15 protein-coding genes are annotated in these 16,217 nt (G+C 46.6%); 6 read left to right on the forward strand and 9 right to left on the reverse strand.

Annotated elements, in window-relative coordinates; all coding sequences use genetic code 11:
• Positions 1-263 precede the first annotated feature (263 nt).
• Positions 264-1,103 carry a segregation/condensation protein A gene (locus ACKFKF_RS30360; protein WP_446871109.1) on the forward strand — a complete coding sequence of 280 codons (840 nt, stop codon included), beginning with the start codon at positions 264-266 and terminating at the stop codon, positions 1,101-1,103.
• A gap of 466 nt (positions 1,104-1,569) precedes the next feature.
• Entirely contained in the window at positions 1,570-2,748 is a 1,179-nt protein-coding gene (locus tag ACKFKF_RS30365; RefSeq protein WP_446856210.1) for a sugar phosphate nucleotidyltransferase, read from the forward strand.
• A 655-nt stretch (positions 2,749-3,403) separates the two neighbouring features.
• On the opposite strand, the gene ACKFKF_RS30370 is transcribed toward ACKFKF_RS30365, so the two are convergent.
• The 4 genes from ACKFKF_RS30370 to ACKFKF_RS30385 all read right to left on the reverse strand — a co-directional run bounded on the left by ACKFKF_RS30370 (position 3,404) and on the right by ACKFKF_RS30385 (position 7,304).
• A complete protein-coding gene (locus ACKFKF_RS30370) occupies positions 3,404-4,240 on the reverse strand; it encodes a YebC/PmpR family DNA-binding transcriptional regulator (RefSeq protein ID WP_446871110.1) in 837 nt (278 codons plus the stop codon).
• 81 nt (positions 4,241-4,321) lie between these two features.
• Positions 4,322-5,146 carry a carbohydrate ABC transporter permease gene (locus ACKFKF_RS30375; protein ID WP_446871111.1) on the reverse strand — a complete coding sequence of 275 codons (825 nt, stop codon included), beginning with the start codon at positions 5,144-5,146 and terminating at the stop codon, positions 4,322-4,324.
• A gap of 8 nt (positions 5,147-5,154) precedes the next feature.
• Positions 5,155-6,057, reverse strand: a complete 903-nt coding sequence (locus ACKFKF_RS30380; RefSeq protein ID WP_446856213.1) for a carbohydrate ABC transporter permease — start codon at positions 6,055-6,057, stop codon at positions 5,155-5,157.
• A 2-nt stretch (positions 6,058-6,059) separates the two neighbouring features.
• Positions 6,060-7,304: an ABC transporter substrate-binding protein gene (locus ACKFKF_RS30385; protein WP_446871112.1), complete on the reverse strand. Its 1,245-nt coding sequence runs from the start codon at positions 7,302-7,304 to the stop codon at positions 6,060-6,062.
• Between the two features lie 104 nt (positions 7,305-7,408).
• Here ACKFKF_RS30385 and ACKFKF_RS30390 point away from each other — a divergent pair, with 104 nt between their 5' ends.
• Entirely contained in the window at positions 7,409-8,737 is a 1,329-nt protein-coding gene (locus ACKFKF_RS30390; protein WP_446871113.1) for an ABC transporter substrate-binding protein, read from the forward strand.
• Here the strand turns inward: ACKFKF_RS30390 and ACKFKF_RS30395 are convergent.
• The 5 genes from ACKFKF_RS30395 to ACKFKF_RS30415 all read right to left on the reverse strand — a co-directional run bounded on the left by ACKFKF_RS30395 (position 8,734) and on the right by ACKFKF_RS30415 (position 11,624).
• A complete protein-coding gene (locus ACKFKF_RS30395; RefSeq protein WP_446871114.1) occupies positions 8,734-9,768 on the reverse strand; it encodes an FkbM family methyltransferase in 1,035 nt (344 codons plus the stop codon). The two genes, ACKFKF_RS30390 and ACKFKF_RS30395, sit on opposite strands and share 4 nt — an antisense overlap.
• Positions 9,769-9,806: 38 nt before the next feature.
• Positions 9,807-10,136 carry a type II toxin-antitoxin system VapC family toxin gene (locus tag ACKFKF_RS30400; protein ID WP_446871115.1) on the reverse strand — a complete coding sequence of 110 codons (330 nt, stop codon included), beginning with the start codon at positions 10,134-10,136 and terminating at the stop codon, positions 9,807-9,809.
• A 103-nt stretch (positions 10,137-10,239) separates the two neighbouring features.
• The gene (locus ACKFKF_RS30405) at positions 10,240-10,455 is read right to left on the reverse strand and encodes a hypothetical protein (protein ID WP_446856218.1); all 216 of its coding nucleotides are present in this window, start codon (positions 10,453-10,455) and stop codon (positions 10,240-10,242) included.
• A gap of 89 nt (positions 10,456-10,544) precedes the next feature.
• Positions 10,545-11,054: a hypothetical protein gene (locus ACKFKF_RS30410; RefSeq protein ID WP_446871116.1), complete on the reverse strand. Its 510-nt coding sequence runs from the start codon at positions 11,052-11,054 to the stop codon at positions 10,545-10,547.
• Positions 11,055-11,366: 312 nt separating this feature from the next.
• Positions 11,367-11,624 (reverse strand): hypothetical protein, encoded by a 258-nt coding sequence (locus ACKFKF_RS30415; protein WP_446871117.1) that lies wholly within the window; start codon positions 11,622-11,624, stop codon positions 11,367-11,369.
• 261 nt (positions 11,625-11,885) lie between these two features.
• Here ACKFKF_RS30415 and ACKFKF_RS30420 point away from each other — a divergent pair, with 261 nt between their 5' ends.
• Genes ACKFKF_RS30420 through ACKFKF_RS30430 form a run of 3 tightly spaced genes read left to right on the forward strand, consistent with a single transcriptional unit; the run spans position 11,886 to position 16,109 of the window.
• Positions 11,886-13,133, forward strand: a complete 1,248-nt coding sequence (locus tag ACKFKF_RS30420) for a glycosyltransferase (protein ID WP_446871118.1) — start codon at positions 11,886-11,888, stop codon at positions 13,131-13,133.
• Complete coding sequence (locus ACKFKF_RS30425) at positions 13,133-14,230, forward strand: glycosyltransferase (protein ID WP_446871119.1); 1,098 nt, start codon at positions 13,133-13,135, stop codon at positions 14,228-14,230. Before ACKFKF_RS30420 ends, ACKFKF_RS30425 begins: the two co-directional genes overlap by 1 nt.
• Positions 14,231-14,252: 22 nt before the next feature.
• Positions 14,253-16,109 (forward strand): ABC transporter ATP-binding protein, encoded by a 1,857-nt coding sequence (locus ACKFKF_RS30430; protein ID WP_446871120.1) that lies wholly within the window; start codon positions 14,253-14,255, stop codon positions 16,107-16,109.
• The last annotated feature ends 108 nt before the right edge of the window (positions 16,110-16,217 follow it).

Below are 16,217 nucleotides of genomic sequence, written 5' to 3' on the forward strand. Positions count from 1 at the left end.
TGAGGGATGAGGGATGAGGGATGAGGGATGAGGGATGAGGGATGAGGGATGAGGGGTTGCCGCTGGCGGCACGCTTCGCGAGAGGGATGAGGGATGAAACTGGTTGATCCGGGTAGTTTGTGGAGTCTTTGGGTGCCTGGTGTGCTGCTGGTGTTTATTCTGCTGGCGGCCGCCTACTTTGTGCAGATCAAAATCAAGTGACCAATTCGCTACAATCGTGCCACCATAAGACCATTCAGCTTTCATCCCTCATCCCTTCCCCTATGACCCTCTCTTTAGCACAGGACGCGATCGCCCTCCTGATTGACCTGGCAGAACGGGGAGAAATTGACCCCTGGGATGTGAAGGTGATTGATGTCATCGATCGCTTCTTAAGTGAGTTGGCACCCACGGCGAGCGGACGAGAACAGTACGAATCCAATCTTTCACAGTCGGGGCAGGCGTTTCTCTATGCATCTATGTTGTTGTTGCTCAAAGCAGACAGCATTACTCAACCTGAACCGCTCGCTGAATCGGAGTATGAAGAAGACTTCTTGGAAGGAGCCGACCTGAATGGGAACGCCCTACCGCTTAATCTAGAACGTCAGCTACGACGTAGAGCCGTGGCCCAACCGCCTCGAAACCGTCGAGTCACGCTTAAAGAACTAATCGACCAGCTACAACTGATTGCCGAAGCGCTGGAGGACAAAGCCCCACGTTCTGCCATTCGTCGCCCAAAAAAACAAACTCGATCGCAGGCCGTCAAAGCGATCGCCGCCCTCGCCCACCAGGAAAATCTCTCAGAAATGGCAGTGGCGATCGAGCAGTTTTTTCTCGAACACTGGACGGATGTCGCACAGGGCAAAGACTGGATCGATTTTGACCTGGTTTTAGAATTTTGGGTGGCCCTCAAGGCCCAGCGTCCTTCTGATCCCGATGAAGCCGCCCATGCTTCTCACCCCAATCATGAGCGAGTGGGCGTGTTTTGGGCGCTGCTGCTGTTGTCTGCCCAATCTAAAGTCGAGCTTGCTCAAGAAGAGTTTTATCAAGATCTCAAAGTCAAGTCTCTCTTACTGGGAGGATCAGAATTAAGTGACCTATCCAGCAGTATTTTGTCCGATTAGCCCTTGAGCGATTTGAATTAGAAATCTTGGTTTAAAGTTCTCCACAGCAAGGAGCAGAAGCGCCAAACCGCAAAATAAAAACCACGAAGAAAAAAACTTCACCACCCTGTTTTATTTTGATGTCAGCAATCTAACACCAACAATTTACAATCAGCCAATCGACGAAACCTGTCGGCGTACGTTAAGGTTGGCAAGGTTACACGATTCTCCGTTTTCGCCCGCACTTGGGCAGCCTTATCCCAAACTGGAGCAGCGAGAAACCTTCTTGGCGCTTACGGTTGAGGGTTCGGTCTTTAGGCGGTGTCGAATTTGAGCGAGAATCGTTATATTCACGACAAGACTGATTTGGTTGATGACATTTTTTTGGACTCTGCTAAAACAGTAGTTTGTGAATACGTGGAAAGAGACCTCGATCGCGAGATTTCTGATTGCATTTTGATGGTGTAGGGTTGAGAGAAAACGATCTATGAAAGCCATGATTCTGGCGGCCGGGAAGGGTACGCGGGTTCGTCCGATTACGTATACGACTCCCAAGCCCATGATTCCCATTCTGCAAAAGCCTGTGATGGAGTTTCTGCTTGAGTTGCTTCGTCAACACGGGTTTGACGAAATCATGGTAAATGTGAGCCACTTAGCCTACGAGATCGAAAGCTATTTTCGAGACGGGCAGCGCTTTGGGGTGCAGATTGGCTACTCGTTTGAAGGGCGAATTGTCGATGGCGAACTGGTTGGCGAGGCGGTCGGTTCGGCGGGCGGCATGAAAAAGATTCAGGATTTCTCCCCGTTTTTTGACGATACCTTTGTGGTGCTCTGTGGCGACGCTCTGATCGACTTGGACTTGACGGCTGCGGTGAAGTGGCACCGAGAGAAGGGATCGATCGCCACCGTGATTATGAAAACCGTTCCCCTCGAAGAAGTGCCGAGCTATGGAGTAGTGGTGACCGACGAAGACGGCAAGATCAAAGCCTTTCAGGAAAAACCGTCGATCGAAGAAGCCCTCAGCACCAATATCAACACTGGGATCTATATTTTTGAACCCGAAATCCTGGACTATATTCCATCAGGGCAAGAATACGACATTGGGGGAGAGCTTTTTCCCAAACTGGTGGAGATGAACGCGCCCTTTTATGGGTTGCCGATGGATTTTGAATGGGTTGATATTGGCAAAGTCCCTGACTACTGGCACGCGATTCGCAGCGTCTTGAAGGGTGAAGTCAAAAATGTGGCGATTCCAGGGCATGAAGTTGCTCCAGGGATTTACACGGGGCTAAATGTCTCGGTCAATTGGGACAAAGTTGACATTCAGGGCCCAGTCTATATTGGCAGCATGACCTGTATTGAGGATGGGGCCAAGATTGTTGGGCCGACGATGATTGGGCCAAACTGCTGGGTCTGTAGTGGGGCAACCGTCGATAACAGCGTGATTTTTGAATATTCTCGGCTTGGGCCGGGCGTTCGGTTAGTCGATAAGCTGGTTTATGGTCGGTATTGCGTTGATAAGACGGGTGCCACGATCGACGTACAAGCCGCTTCTCTTGACTGGCTGATTACTGATGCGCGTCAACAACTGCCCTCTCATCCCCCCGCCGAGCACCAAGCGATCGCCGAACTATTGGGCACTGACAGTTCTAAAGTTGCGCCTTAGATAGTCCAAATCACCCAGTCAGGCGACCCTTCTGGAGGAGGTGAAAGCCTGTTTGGAACTATATTCTAGTAAATGAATAGAGCACAGACTCCTCAGAGACAGTTTGGATGGGGGCATCCCAGGTTTCTTTGAGGAATTTTTTTTGCAAACTTGGCGCAATAGAACTGTTGATATCCATTTAAAGATACGTCAGTTCGATGAACGCTTCGCTTCGCTTTTAGATCCAGGCACGCCTCCTAAATCCCCCACGAGTGAGGGACTTGGAACCAGAATTCCTCTCTGAAAGTCCGCCAAAATTGGCAGCTTGGGGGGCAGAAGCCGTGAACAACGAAGCGAAAAAACTCTCATCGAATTCACGTTAAAGATGTGACAGATAGTTAAAACAACCAGCGATGACGACGCGATCGTTCTTCTCATTGCAGTAAGGCGGTGAACGCGATCGACGGCACAATTAATTCTGCGATTTAGGGTTGCGATCGATGAAACTGAGAGTTCTGTCGATTCATAACGAACTATCACCTGATAAGTCCACCCACTTGGAGGAAGGGGAACCTGGGAAAGGAAGCATATCCTAGTAGACGAATAGAGCACAGACTCCTCGGAGACAGCTTGGATGGGGGCATCCTGGTTGCTCCGGGGATTTTCTTTTGCAGGTCTACACAATGCTCAGGGCGATCAGGTCGTCTGCCATCTCAAAGTTTGCGGTGACGCTCTGAACGTCGTCGAGGTCTTCGAGCGCATCCATGAGTTTGAGGAGCGATCGTGCCTGGTCTGGATCGGTGACCTCCATCGTGTTTTGCGGAATCCAGCGCAGTTCGACTTGAGTGACAGTGTAGTGTTTGGTTTTGAGGGTTTGGCTCAAGGTTTCGAGATTTTCGACCTGGGTGAAAACTTCGGCAACTTTTCCGTCTTCGGTGTCAATCAGGTCGTAGGTTTCGGCTCCTCCTTCGAGGCAGGCTTCGAGAAATTCATCTTCGTTGAGAGGTTCTGGGTGAGGGGAACGATCTCTCTGAGTTACCCGCAAGGAGTCGCGCCCTCGGCTCGATTTTTGTAGCGCGAAGGAAACCTCTACCACGCCTTTTTGCTCAAACATCCAGCCGACACAGCCTGTTTCGCCCAGGTTGCCGCCATTTTTGCTAAAGGAGATCCGAAGTTCGGCGGCAGTGCGGTTGCGGTTGTCAGTCAGGGCTTCGATTAAGACAGCGACTCCGCCTGACCCATATCCTTCGTAGCGGATCGCTTCCAACGGTGCGTCTGAGCCAAGTTTGCCTGCACCTTTGGCGATCGCGCGATCGATGTTGTCATTGGGAATGCCTGCGGCTTTGGCTTTGTCGATCGCCGTTCTCAGTTGAAAGTTGCTAGCTGGATCAGGAACGCCACTCCGCGCAGCGACGATGATTTCCCGTGAGATTTTGGTAAACACTTTCCCTTTGACAGCATCGACTCTGGCTTTTTGCCGCTTGATGTTTGCCCATTTGCTATGTCCTGCCATACCTGATTGAGAATGCCTGATTGAAAATGTAAGAAAGTCGCTCGATTTATAGAATAGACAAAAATTGCGATCAAAGGGTTCTTATTTTCCACCTGTAAAGGTGACTCCTTGAATAAAGTAGCGATTAAAAAAGGCGTAGATTGCCAGAGCGGGAAGGGTAAACACCATTGAGGCGGCCATGATGTAGTTCCAATAAGTAATATATTCCCCCTTAAAAGCATTTAGCCCTAACGGTAGCGTGAACATTTCTGGGTTAGACATGACGACAAGCGGTAAGAGAAATTCGTTCCAGGAACTCATGAAAATGAAAATTGTTTGAGCCGCTAAAGCAGGTTTTGCAAGCGGTAAAACGACTTGAAAAAAGGTTTCAAAACGGTTTAATCCATCCAATGCAGCCGCTTCTTCTAATTCTTTGGGAAAGTTGAGAAAGAACTGACGCATCATAAAAATAAAGGTGGCATTGACCAAAGTGGGAACAATTAATCCTTGATAAGAATTAAGCCATCCGAAGGATTTTAAAATCAAAAACTTGGGGAGTAATGTAATCTGACCAGGGACTACTAAGACCGCCAAAATCAGAAAAAACCACCATTTTCTACCCGGAAAATGAACTCTCGCTAGGGCATATCCTGACATTGAATTGAATAGTAGATTGAAGATTGTTACAATCACTGCTACTAAGACACTGTTGAAGAGCCATCTTCCAAATAAAGGCTCTTGTGTGAAGATTTTCTGATAATTCTCGATCGTAAACTCCTGTGGGATAAAGTTAGCGCCCCCCGCCGAGATCTCTGCCAACGACTTGAACGAGGCAGACAACGCCCAGGTGAATGGAATGAACGTAATCACCGTATAAAAGACTAATCCTGCATAGAGAAGCCAGTTTGACCTTAGCGATCGCATCATTTTTTCACCTAATCTAAGCTTTCTTCTTTGAACAGCGTTCTTTGAATTAAAGTCACACTCATAATCACAAAAGCTAACATTAACGTCAGCGCTAATGCGTAGCCCATATCCAAGTTTTTGAAGGCGTATTGGTAGATTAGAAGCACGATCGTCAAGGTTGCATTATTCGGCCCGCCTGAGCCATTAGAGAAGATATAAGACTGATCAAATAATTGAAACGTCCCAATTACTCCCATTACAATCACAAAAAAAGTAACAGGTTTCAAAAAGGGAAGTGTGATGCACCAAAATTTTTCCCAGGGTGTCGCGCCATCAATCACGGCTGCCTCATATAAACTTTCTGGAATATCTTGAAGGGCTGCTAGATAAATCACCATAAACAGCGGTGCCGTTGACCAAATGTTCATGATCATGATTCCCTTGAGCGCCACTTCTGGATCGCCTAGCCAGTTGTACGCAGAAATTCCGAATAAGCCAAGGAAGCTATTTAGTAAGCCATTCGTATTGTAAATCCACATAAAAATCAGTGTCAGGACGGCTGAAGAAGTTACGGTTGGTAAAAAGAAAGCTACCCGAAACCAACTTTTTCCTTTAATTTTTGTATTCAATGCTAAAGCTAAACTAAGGGCAAGCAGCGTCTGAATTGGAACGACGATCGCCACATATTCAACCGTATTTTGTAAAGCGATCCAGACTCGCTCATCGCTTCCCATTCGTACAAAATTTCTCAATCCATTAAATCGGTAACTCACCTCACCCAAAAGTTGAACTCTGTGAAATGCGAGTACGATCGTGTAGAGAATCGGTAAGACTAAAAAGATACCTAAAATGACGATCGTAGGCATCATAAAAACATAGCCCGTCACGCCTTCTCTCGAACTTTGTTTGTTCCAGAAGTGTTTTTTTAGCATCACTAGTTTGATAAATAAATTTCTCGATTTGCGGTATCTTGAGCTTTTCTCATCGCATCGGGTAATGATTGCTCTCCTAACAAAGCGCTAATGAATTGATTGTCAAAATTGGTGAGAATGGTGGGTAAAGTTTCGCCTGCTTGCCAGATAGTGGCGTATTTGGCTCCGGCGACTAGAGGCGCATAAAGCGGATCGCGATCGTATCCCAACTCAGTTAAAACCGATCGACGCGATGGCAATGCAAACCCCTGATTACCTGATGCTTTCATTCCTTCTGGGCTGGTCAAATATTCGATCAGTTTCCAGGCAGCTTCTTTGTGTTTTGATTGGCGATTCATCACATAGGCAACCGTGTACGCCATTGTGCCTTTTTTACCATTAATTGTCGGCACTTCTGCGGTCGCAAACTTTAAGTTAGGAAAGGTTTCTCGAAAGTAGGGAATTGCCCAGGCACCCTCGATCGCCATCACGATTTTCCCTTGTCCAAATCCCTCACTATTCGAGTTTGCTCCCACATCAGACGGTTGAGCGGCAGAGCGATCGTTTCGATACTGGTCTACCACTAATTGCAATCCTTTCAAGCCTTCTGGGGCGGCGAATGCAGCGTAGTTTTTCTGATCTACTAGCTTGCCACCAAAAGCTTTGATCATAAAAGACTGCCTTGCAAGTTCTGGAGCGACTCCCATTCCATATTGATCAATTCTGCCGTCCTTATTTTGGTCGATCGTCAGTCTTTTAGACTTTTGAATTAATTCATTCCAGGTTTTAGGAGGCGCAATGTTTGCTTGAGAAAGAGCAGCTTGATTATAGAAAAGAGCGAGTGTGGAAAAGTCTTTAGGAATGCCATAGATTTTGTCATTTTGCTTAAAAGCATTCATTAAAGATGATTCAAAATCTTTGATATTATGTTCAGGTGTAATATACAAATTTAACGGCTCTAGTACTTCATATTTCATCAGTAAAGGAGCTTCAAATGAATCTAAATAAAATACATCTGGAGCCACGTCTCCAATCAAACGAGTTTTGATCACATCCATATATTGACTGTTGATGACTTCTCGCTTGACTCGAATATTAGGGTATTTTTTCTCAAATTGATCAATCACCTGTTCTAATAGTCGTGACTCAGCCGGATTGCTTTGCCAACCGCTTAAAGTAATTTCGATCGCTGCATTTTTTTGCGTCGATCGACAGCCAGCCAACAGCATCAAAGCCAAAACTGAAAGACCAGAAAGCAGTTTTCTCATCAGAAAATCTTTCCAAATAGTGAGGTATTTAGATTATCGAAGCGATCAAGCGCTAAACTGACTCCCGTAAGATAGAGATTGGCGCGGGCGAGGGATTCAAAACAATGATTCAAATCATGCAGCGTTGGTTGATTGGGTTGGTTGCTTGCTTATTTTTGAGCTTACTGCTGACGAGCTGCGAGGGTCATTCAGCTTTACAATCCTCTGCAATTCAACTCACGCTTTGGCAAGGGGTAAATCCGCCTCCCAATCGAGATGTTTTGCAAAAGCTGGTGGACAAGTTTAATCAGCAGCATTCTGATATTCAGGTTGAATCGATTTACGTGGGCCAGGGCGATCAGCAAATGCCCAAAATTCTCGCGGCTGTGGTGGGAAATGCTGCCCCGGATATGCTTTGGTTTGCGCCCATGTTGACAGGTCAGTTGGTCGAATTGGATGCGCTGCGCCCGTTGGATGATTTTCTCGCGACTTCACCACTCAAAGGAGAACTCGATCGCGCCCTTTTTGAAACGATGAATTATCAGGGACAAAATTGGTCGATTCCTTTTAGTACCAACAATGTCGGGATTTATTATCGTCCTAGTTTGTTCAAGGCGGCGGGCATTACGGAGCTACCGAAGACGTGGGATGAGTTTCGTCAGGTGGCGAGGCGGCTAACTCGTGACACCGACAGCGACGGACGAGTCGATCAACACGGAATGCTACTGCCATTGGGCAAAGGGGAATGGAGCGTCTTTACGTGGTTGCCGTTTATGTGGAGCGGTGGCGGCGAGTTGATTGAGAAAACAGAAGTTCAATCGGGTACTCCCGACAACACAGGTTCGGTCATCAAAGAGGATGTGACGATCGTCAATAAAGGCGCGATCGCGGCGCTGCAATTTTGGCGTGACTTGATTCAAGACGGTTCGGCTATTCTTTCGCAACCAGAGCGCGGCTATGAGTTGGATGGCTTTTTGGCAGGCAAAGTGGCCATGCAGATTTCCGGGCCCTGGACACTGGGACAACTGCAAGCGACGAAAACGGATTTTGGCGTGATGCCCATTCCATCGGGAACTCGACAGGCGACGGCGATCGGGGGCGAAAATCTGTTTCTCTTTAAATCGACACCTGATCGAGAACGAGCCGCCTTCACCTTCGCCGAATACGTCATGAGCGAAGCCTTTCAAACCGAATGGGCGATCGGCACTGGCTATTTGCCCATCAATCTAAAATCTCGCGAGAGTGCTGCTTACCAGGAATTCAAAGCCAAACAGCCCGCCGTTGATGTGTTTTTAAATCAAGCAAAGTATGGACGATCGCGCCCAATTTTTCCGGGTTACAATCGCATCTCAGATAATTTAGGACGAGCGATCGAAGCCACGTTAATGGGACGCAGTTCTCCCGATCAATCGCTCAAATCGTCTCAAGAAAGGCTCGACCTAATCTTTAATTAAACGATCGCGGTTGCCAAGATATCCAGATGCATCGTATCTCCGGTTCCGAATTTTTGGTTAATCTGATGCCAATAATTCATCACTTCAGATGGCTCATTCATTGCTTTTAAATTGCCAGAAAGCTCAATCACCGAAAGTTGATATCCCAACCTGGCAAGTGTGTCTAAATAGTCTTGAGGCTGCCCGTTTCCAGAAGATTGAATCAACTTGGGATGAAACTCAGAAATGACGATCGGTTTGTGTTTATGCAAAGTTTCTGTCATGCCTTGAAGAGCGATCGGTTCATGACCTTCGATATCCATTTTTACAACATCAATTTTGGGTTCGTGCTGGAGTAGAGTATCGATCGCCACTCCTTGCACATAGTCAGCATCAGACTCATCAACTGAATGAACAAATCCATAAGCAGCATGACCACTCAGTTGCAAAAGCTTATGTTTATCCGTTGCCGCATACGGAAAGATCACCACATTCTCAAACTCATTTTCATGAAGGCTGCGATAGAGAAGTTGTAGGCAATTTTGGTTTGGCTCAAATCCAATTACTTTCCCCTTTTTCAATTTAGAAGCTGCGACCAAAACAAACCAGCCAATATTGCACCCCACATCTACAAAAACATGATCAGGTTGCAAAATATTTTGCAGAGTTGTTGTTACATGAGGCTCATACTTTTGTTGGAAATGATCTTGAGAATGATGTTGAGAAATTGTATTTGCAACCGGAGAATCATTCGGATCGACATAGAGAACAAAATCATTCGTCACAATGCGATCTTTTGATCTGAGCGTCTGCTTTTTGCGAAATTCTTGAGACTCTAAAAAGCCTTTGACAAGCTCGTCGATTAACATTCCTGAAGCGACATTTTTAGACCACGCCTGCCACCCTTCAGCGTCCGCTTTTCGCCCTAACAAAAGTCGGTAACAAAAGTAAAGATCTGCGAGATCAGCCTGTTGAGTTTGCAGTCCAGATAATGTTTTTCTTAAAGGACGACTCAACCAAAAAGACAAGCGTGATTTAAAGCGTGATTTCATGCTCTTTAGAACTCCAGATTAACGTCCCAGTTGAGTGTCTATTTACTCAGAAGCTCATTCAAAACTAAAACTTCTAAATCTGGGACAGTACTTAAGCGCCTATCATTCGTTAAGAAAAACGTAGCACCTTCTCGTATAGCAGTTGCAACCTGAATTGCGTCTGGAGTTCTCAAATTACGTGTTGCTCTCAACTGGGCCGCAACTTCGGCAATCTCAGCAGAGATAGATACTGTTGTTAGACTTTCTTGATCAAGAATAATATCGCGGTACTGTTCAACAAGTTCTATATTGCCCGCCCGAAGTGGATGAACCAGTACCTCTGTCAAAGTCAATGTAGATGTCACGACTTGAAAATCACTCCGGCTCATTGCTTGAAAAAAGGTACGAACAACCTTTAAATATGTCTCATTTTCTCAATGAAATAGATGAGTGGTGCCGTGTCTAAACCAACAACTTTACCTTGTAGCTGAGTCAGCCATCCCATGAATCACGTTCCTGGTTAACGTATTCTTGAGCATCAATTCCCTGCCAAGTTTCTTTTCCTAAGCCTTCTAGTTCCACAATGCTACGTTTCGGTTTTACCAGCATACGGCGACGCACCATTGCAGCCAACTCTTCTAGCAGACGGAGTTGCTCATCGGGATTAAGATTTTTAACTTCGCGGCGAATCTCTTGATAAGTAGACATATTCCTTATTCGATGACTCTATCGCCAATCATGCCACATTGTTGGTTTGTATGGAAGTTCATTTAACCTAGTTACTTTCGCGCAAAAACTCATCTATCAGAACCTCCTAGCAACTCGTTAATAGGGTGCATCAGAGAATTGGGAATCGTGCAATTTTTGACCGATTGGGTAGTCATCGTAGTCATCCCTGCTTTCTCAAAATAGATTAGGTCAGGCTCCGTGCGTGTTAAATCCAGAACATCCAAAAGATAGCCGACTAATCCTTCACTAGTGCTAATTGAAAATAGCCACTCTGAAAACGCCCACCAGGTGTTGTCGTATGTATCATCATCAATCAGAATACGAAAACACAACTGGTTGTTAAGAAAAACGCTTCGACGAGTCTGGCTATAAGTCTCAGAGAAAGATTCCTCTCCCATCCGATGCTGATTGTTGGCAATGATTCGTCTCCATTCATCATCAAATCCTTGATCACATGCGGTGAAAAAAGAATCATCAAGCGATGTCTGAAAGTCGTAGGACTCCGATCGCGTCATATACATCAACGTCTCAAGATCCTCGTGTAACAGTTGGGGTTGTAGGTCGAGGATCAAAGCCATCTCAAATGCTCTACCCATCTAAGTTTTAGTACACTTCAGTAAGTTTTGTGGAATTTAGTAGACAGAAATCTACATTCTCCAGGTGCAACCTATCTACTTAAAATCAACAAATGACTCTCAAGTATTGCCCCAGATTACTTACGACTCCTGAGCTTATGTCTTCCGCTATTACGACGATCGTCAAAATGCTCAAATCTCTGCTCGATGATTTGCAGGAGCAAGTTGCAGATCATATCCGCGAGTACATTGCCCTTAGATGTAAAAATTGAGTGCGTCATTGACACAGGGTTTGAGGGCTTTTTAATCGGTGGTTTAATCTTCTGTCAGGCTGCAAAATTCGTCGGTGTGCAGCAAGATTTCGCCGTAGTCGGGAATCCAGGCTAACCAGTGGTTTTCGGCAGATTGGCAGAGGAGCCACGCTTCATCAAAGCTGAATGCAGTGGGCGGGTTAAGCAATCTCACCCACATTGAGGGCGTAAATCTGGGAGAACAGCTAACCGATCGACCTCGAAGTGCTTCCCAAGCGCGGGGTGAGGGATTGATGGCACAAAAGTTTGATTCTAGTGGCATAACACGATCCTTTGTAGCGTCAGGGTTGCGCCCTTTTAAAGCCTCGTTTTCGAGAAGTTTGTAGAACGCGATAAAATTTATTCTGTAGCTTATGATACGGTTTCTCCTCTCTCTAACTGAAGATTTGTATTAGAAATTTACGTTTACAAAAGTCAATGCTCATCAGAAAAATGCAAAATATTCTACCGAAAAGTAGATTGGCAATCTCAATGCATCCGACACAATAAGGTGAACGAAAGGTGAACGACAACGCTCTAAAGAATGACCCGGATTGCGCTGATTGCTGGCACTTACAAACCCGATCGCTGTGGCGTGGCTCACTATACCGATCGCTTGAGAAATGCGCTGACTGAACGGGGAATCGAAACGATCGTTTTGACCACTCATGAGGCGGGAACTGATTCGACAATTCGAGGTGTTGTAAAGGATTGGAATATCAGCAATCTGATTCCCTTAATTCGAGCGATTCACCAAACTCAGGCGGATATCTTACACATTCAACACGCTGCGGGAACTTATGGATTCGATCGGGCCATCTTCCTACTACCACTGCTGTTGAGGCTGTCGGGGTGGCACTCTCCGATCGTAACAACCATTCATGAGTATGGCTGGTGGGAATGGCAGCCGAAATGGATTCCTACATCGCTGGTTGAATGGTTGAAGACATCGGGGCAGAAACGGGGCTGGTGGGATCGTGAAGATGGCTTTTTGATCACTCAGAGCGATGTAATTATTACCACGACTGTAGATGCAGAACGAGTCATTAGTGAGCGTCTACCACATATTCAAACTCATCGAATTCCCATTGGGGCCAATGTTGAAGTGGCGAAGGTTGCGCGCTCGATCGCTCGTCAGCAGTTATTGCAGGCTTGTCAGTGGACAGAGCATTCAAAAGTCATTGCTTTCTTTGGATTTCTGCATCCCGTTAAAGGATTAGAAACGTTATTACCCGCTTTCAAAAAGGTTTTGGTCACTCAGCCTGAAGCGCGATTGGTGTTGATTGGCGGAGTTGAGAGTTTGGCGCTGTGGGGCAGTGATGCTCAAAACTATTGGCAAAAATTAGAGGATACGATCGCTCAACTCGATCTAAAAAATCACGTTCACATGACGGGCTATTTGGATGCGGATACGGCTTCTCATTACCTCACGGCTTCTGACATTGGCGTGTTGCCTTTTAATCATGGGGTCACGCTCAAAAGTGGCTCTCTGCTGGCGTTGATGGCGCACCAATTGCCTGTGATTGTGACTTGTGTTGATCGTAGTGATTTGCCGAATGTGAGAGCGATCTCTTCGAGTTACCCGCAAGGGGTCGCTCCCCGCAATATTGATCAGTTATCTGATGCATTACTCAATCTGCTTTGTGATTCTGAGTTGAGAAATCAGCTTAGTGTTAGCGGGTATCAATTTAGTCAACAATTTGATTGGTTTAGCATTACAGATTCTCATATTGAAGTATATCAATCTGTGTTGTCAAAACGTTCTAAGATCGCTTCTACTGCCATTATCTAATGTTAAATCGTCCTTTGCGAGTAGTGGTTTATACCGATTCGGCTGGTATTGGAGGGGCTGAGATCAGTTTGGGTCATTTGGTTGCAGCCGCGTCTGAGAAGATTGAGATCACCGTTATGGGAATTTCGTCGTTGGTTGTAAATGCGATCGCTGATCGTCGCTCTCAATCTTCTAGAATTTGCTTGTCTGATAACTTTCTGGATCATCTTCTAACATTTAATCGATTACGTCCCAATATTATTCACATTAATCTTTGTACTCCCTGGGCGTGTTTAACTGCGTTAAGTGCTGCGTTGTTGCTTCCATACGCTCGTGTGATTCGCGTGGATCAGTTGCCTTTGAGAACGACGGATGCGATCGCCTTGTGGCGGACTCGGCTTCTGTCTCTGAGAGTCGATGCCCACGTTGCGGTCGGGGAGGCGAGTTCACGAAAAATGGAGGACTTTTATGCGCTGGGTCGTCATAGCGTAATTTCGATTCCCAATGGGGTGCCTGATTTGGGCGAACCGAAGCCGCTACCTCAGAGAAAACCGATAATCGTGGGCAGTATTGGACGACTGGATGCGATGAAGGCACATGACATTTTGCTGAGAGCGATCGCTCAAGTCGAAAACACCCAAGTCGTCATTTTAGGCGAAGGCGATCAGCGCAACTCATTAGAACAGTTGGCAGCAGAATTGGGGATTGGCGATCGAGTCACACTACCGGGATGGGTTGAAAATCCTCGTGCTTACCTGCCTCAATTCGATGTCGTGGCGCTGCCTTCTCGATCTGAAGGATTCCCCTTAGCAATGGTCGAAGCAATGTTAGCTGGAATCCCTGTGATTGCCACTCGTGTCGGAAGTATGCCTGAAGCGATTACCGATGGTGAAACAGGAATGCTGATCGAAAAAAACGACGTTAATGGATTAGTAAATTCACTCCGACGATTGCGAGATGATCCACGTTTGCGAATTCGACTGGGACAACAAGCCAGAAAAAAAGCAGTCAGTCACTTTACGGTCGAAGCCATGACCGCAAGTTATGAGCATCTCTGGTATAAACTGCTGAATCAGCCTCGATCGCCCCGATTTTTCATTCCCCGACCTCACGATTGAAGGCAAACGCTATCCTGGAAGAATGTATTACAGACAACAACTCAGACGCTTGTTACAGAGCGCATCTCAATCTCTCTCAATTTTTCAATACTGTGGACGAGCGATCGAGCTAGTCTGGACAACCAACCGTCAATTAACTATTCTTTTAGCGTTCCTGACGCTGATCGCGGGACTATTACCTGCCGTAGTCGCTTACACTGGAAAACTGATTGTCGATTCTGTTGTCGTCGCTTCTCAATCGGGGACAGAAAGCGATCTCTTCGAGATACCCGCAAGGGGTCGCTGGACAGCACTTAATTACCTTGGACTTGAAGCCATCACCGTCGCAATTTTGGCAGGAAGCAGACAGGGACTTGCTTTGTGTCAATCCTTGTTGCGGGTGCTGCTCGGTCAAAAGGTCAACGTGCTGATTCTCGAAAAGGCTTTGACGCTGGACATGGCTCACTTTGAGGACTCTGAATTTTACGACAAGATGACCCGCGCCAGACGCGAAGCTTCCAGTCGTCCGTTGAGTCTGGTGGGGCGGACTTTTGGAATCGTTCAGGAAGGGTTGACGCTGATTACCTATGGCGGTTTGCTGATTCGATTTTCGATTTGGGCGGTGGTGGCGTTGATGGTGACAGCGATTCCGGCATTTGTGGCGGAGACTCGATTTGCGGGTGAAGCCTTCCGGTTGTTTCGCTGGAGAACGCCTGAATCGAGAGAACAAAATTATCTGGAATGGCTGATTACCAACGAAGCTCCTGCGATGGAAATTAAGCTCTATCAGTTGGGCGAAACGCTGCTCGATCGCTACCACACTATTTTTAATCGGCTGTTTGGCGAAGACCGTGATCTGACCATTCGGCGAGGGGTTTGGAGTTATCTGCTCAGTCTCGTTAGTACAACGGCCTTTTATGGCGCGTATGTCTGGATTGTGATCGAAACCATTCTCGGTCGCATTACCCTGGGTGAATTAACCATGTATCTTGTCGTATTCCGTCAGGGTCAATCTGCGTTTGCGTCGATATTGAGTTCGATTGGCGGTATGTATGAAGATAGTTTGTATCTCTCGAATCTGTACGAGTTTTTAGAACAAAAAATTCCTCATCCTCAAGGACTTTCTACCCAGGGCACAATTCCCGGTGATGGGCTGCGATTTGAGAATGTCAGTTTCACCTATCCCGGTCAAGAAAAACGAGCGATCGACGACGTAACCTTTCATCTCAAGCCAGGAGAAAAGCTGGCGATCGTGGGTGAAAATGGTTCCGGTAAAACAACGCTGATTAAACTACTGACTCGACTCTATACCCCTGACTCTGGGCGAATTTTGCTCGACGGCTTGGATTTACAAATCTGGGATGTTGACGTTCTACAAAAACGCATCGGCGTGATCTTTCAAAATTTCATGCGGTATCAATTTAGCGTTGGCGAAAACGTTGGCGTTGGTGATGTCGTTCATCTGGAAGATAGCGATCGCTGGCATCAAGCCGCCGACAAAGGCAACGCGCTCCCGTTTATTGAAGAAATGCCCGAAGGCTTCCAAACTCGCCTGGGACGATGGTTCAAAAGCGGACGCGAACTTTCGGGCGGACAGTGGCAAAAAGTCGCCCTCTCACGGGCATTCATGCGAACCAGCGCCGACCTGTTGATCTTAGACGAGCCGACCTCCGCAATGGATGCCGAATCAGAAGTGCAAATCTTCGATCGCTTTCGCGCCATGACCCCCAACCAGATGGCAATTTTGATTTCTCACCGCTTCTCTACGGTCAGAATGGCTGACAAAATCATGGTGCTGTCGGCAGGAGAAATCGTCGAACAAGGCACCCACAGCGACTTAGTAGAAGCCAAAGGACGCTACGCCTATCTGTTTGGACTGCAAGCGGCGGGATATCAATAAGGATCATGGCTTAAATAACTCCGAAATTTCACCTTCACCCTAGCCCTCTCCCCAAGGCTACCGTGTACACACAAGTTGATTGATCCGTCATTGCCGAGACCCTTCGCC

The organism is Phormidesmis sp. 146-12 (genome assembly GCF_052939495.1).

Excerpts from the sequence above, each read along its gene's own strand:
- ACKFKF_RS30360 (WP_446871109.1), top strand. The coding sequence starts at position 264 with ATGACCCTCTCTTTAGCACAGGACGCGATCGCCCTCCTGATTGACCTG.
- ACKFKF_RS30365 (WP_446856210.1), top strand. The coding sequence starts at position 1,570 with ATGAAAGCCATGATTCTGGCGGCCGGGAAGGGTACGCGGGTTCGTCCG.
- ACKFKF_RS30370 (WP_446871110.1), bottom strand. The coding sequence starts at position 4,240 with ATGGCAGGACATAGCAAATGGGCAAACATCAAGCGGCAAAAAGCCAGA.
- ACKFKF_RS30375 (WP_446871111.1), bottom strand. The coding sequence starts at position 5,146 with ATGATGCGATCGCTAAGGTCAAACTGGCTTCTCTATGCAGGATTAGTC.
- ACKFKF_RS30380 (WP_446856213.1), bottom strand. The coding sequence starts at position 6,057 with ATGCTAAAAAAACACTTCTGGAACAAACAAAGTTCGAGAGAAGGCGTG.
- ACKFKF_RS30385 (WP_446871112.1), bottom strand. The coding sequence starts at position 7,304 with ATGAGAAAACTGCTTTCTGGTCTTTCAGTTTTGGCTTTGATGCTGTTG.
- ACKFKF_RS30390 (WP_446871113.1), top strand. The coding sequence starts at position 7,409 with ATGATTCAAATCATGCAGCGTTGGTTGATTGGGTTGGTTGCTTGCTTA.
- ACKFKF_RS30395 (WP_446871114.1), bottom strand. The coding sequence starts at position 9,768 with ATGAAATCACGCTTTAAATCACGCTTGTCTTTTTGGTTGAGTCGTCCT.
- ACKFKF_RS30400 (WP_446871115.1), bottom strand. The coding sequence starts at position 10,136 with ATGAGCCGGAGTGATTTTCAAGTCGTGACATCTACATTGACTTTGACA.
- ACKFKF_RS30405 (WP_446856218.1), bottom strand. The coding sequence starts at position 10,455 with ATGTCTACTTATCAAGAGATTCGCCGCGAAGTTAAAAATCTTAATCCC.
- ACKFKF_RS30410 (WP_446871116.1), bottom strand. The coding sequence starts at position 11,054 with ATGGCTTTGATCCTCGACCTACAACCCCAACTGTTACACGAGGATCTT.
- ACKFKF_RS30415 (WP_446871117.1), bottom strand. The coding sequence starts at position 11,624 with ATGCCACTAGAATCAAACTTTTGTGCCATCAATCCCTCACCCCGCGCT.
- ACKFKF_RS30420 (WP_446871118.1), top strand. The coding sequence starts at position 11,886 with ATGACCCGGATTGCGCTGATTGCTGGCACTTACAAACCCGATCGCTGT.
- ACKFKF_RS30425 (WP_446871119.1), top strand. The coding sequence starts at position 13,133 with ATGTTAAATCGTCCTTTGCGAGTAGTGGTTTATACCGATTCGGCTGGT.
- ACKFKF_RS30430 (WP_446871120.1), top strand. The coding sequence starts at position 14,253 with ATGTATTACAGACAACAACTCAGACGCTTGTTACAGAGCGCATCTCAA.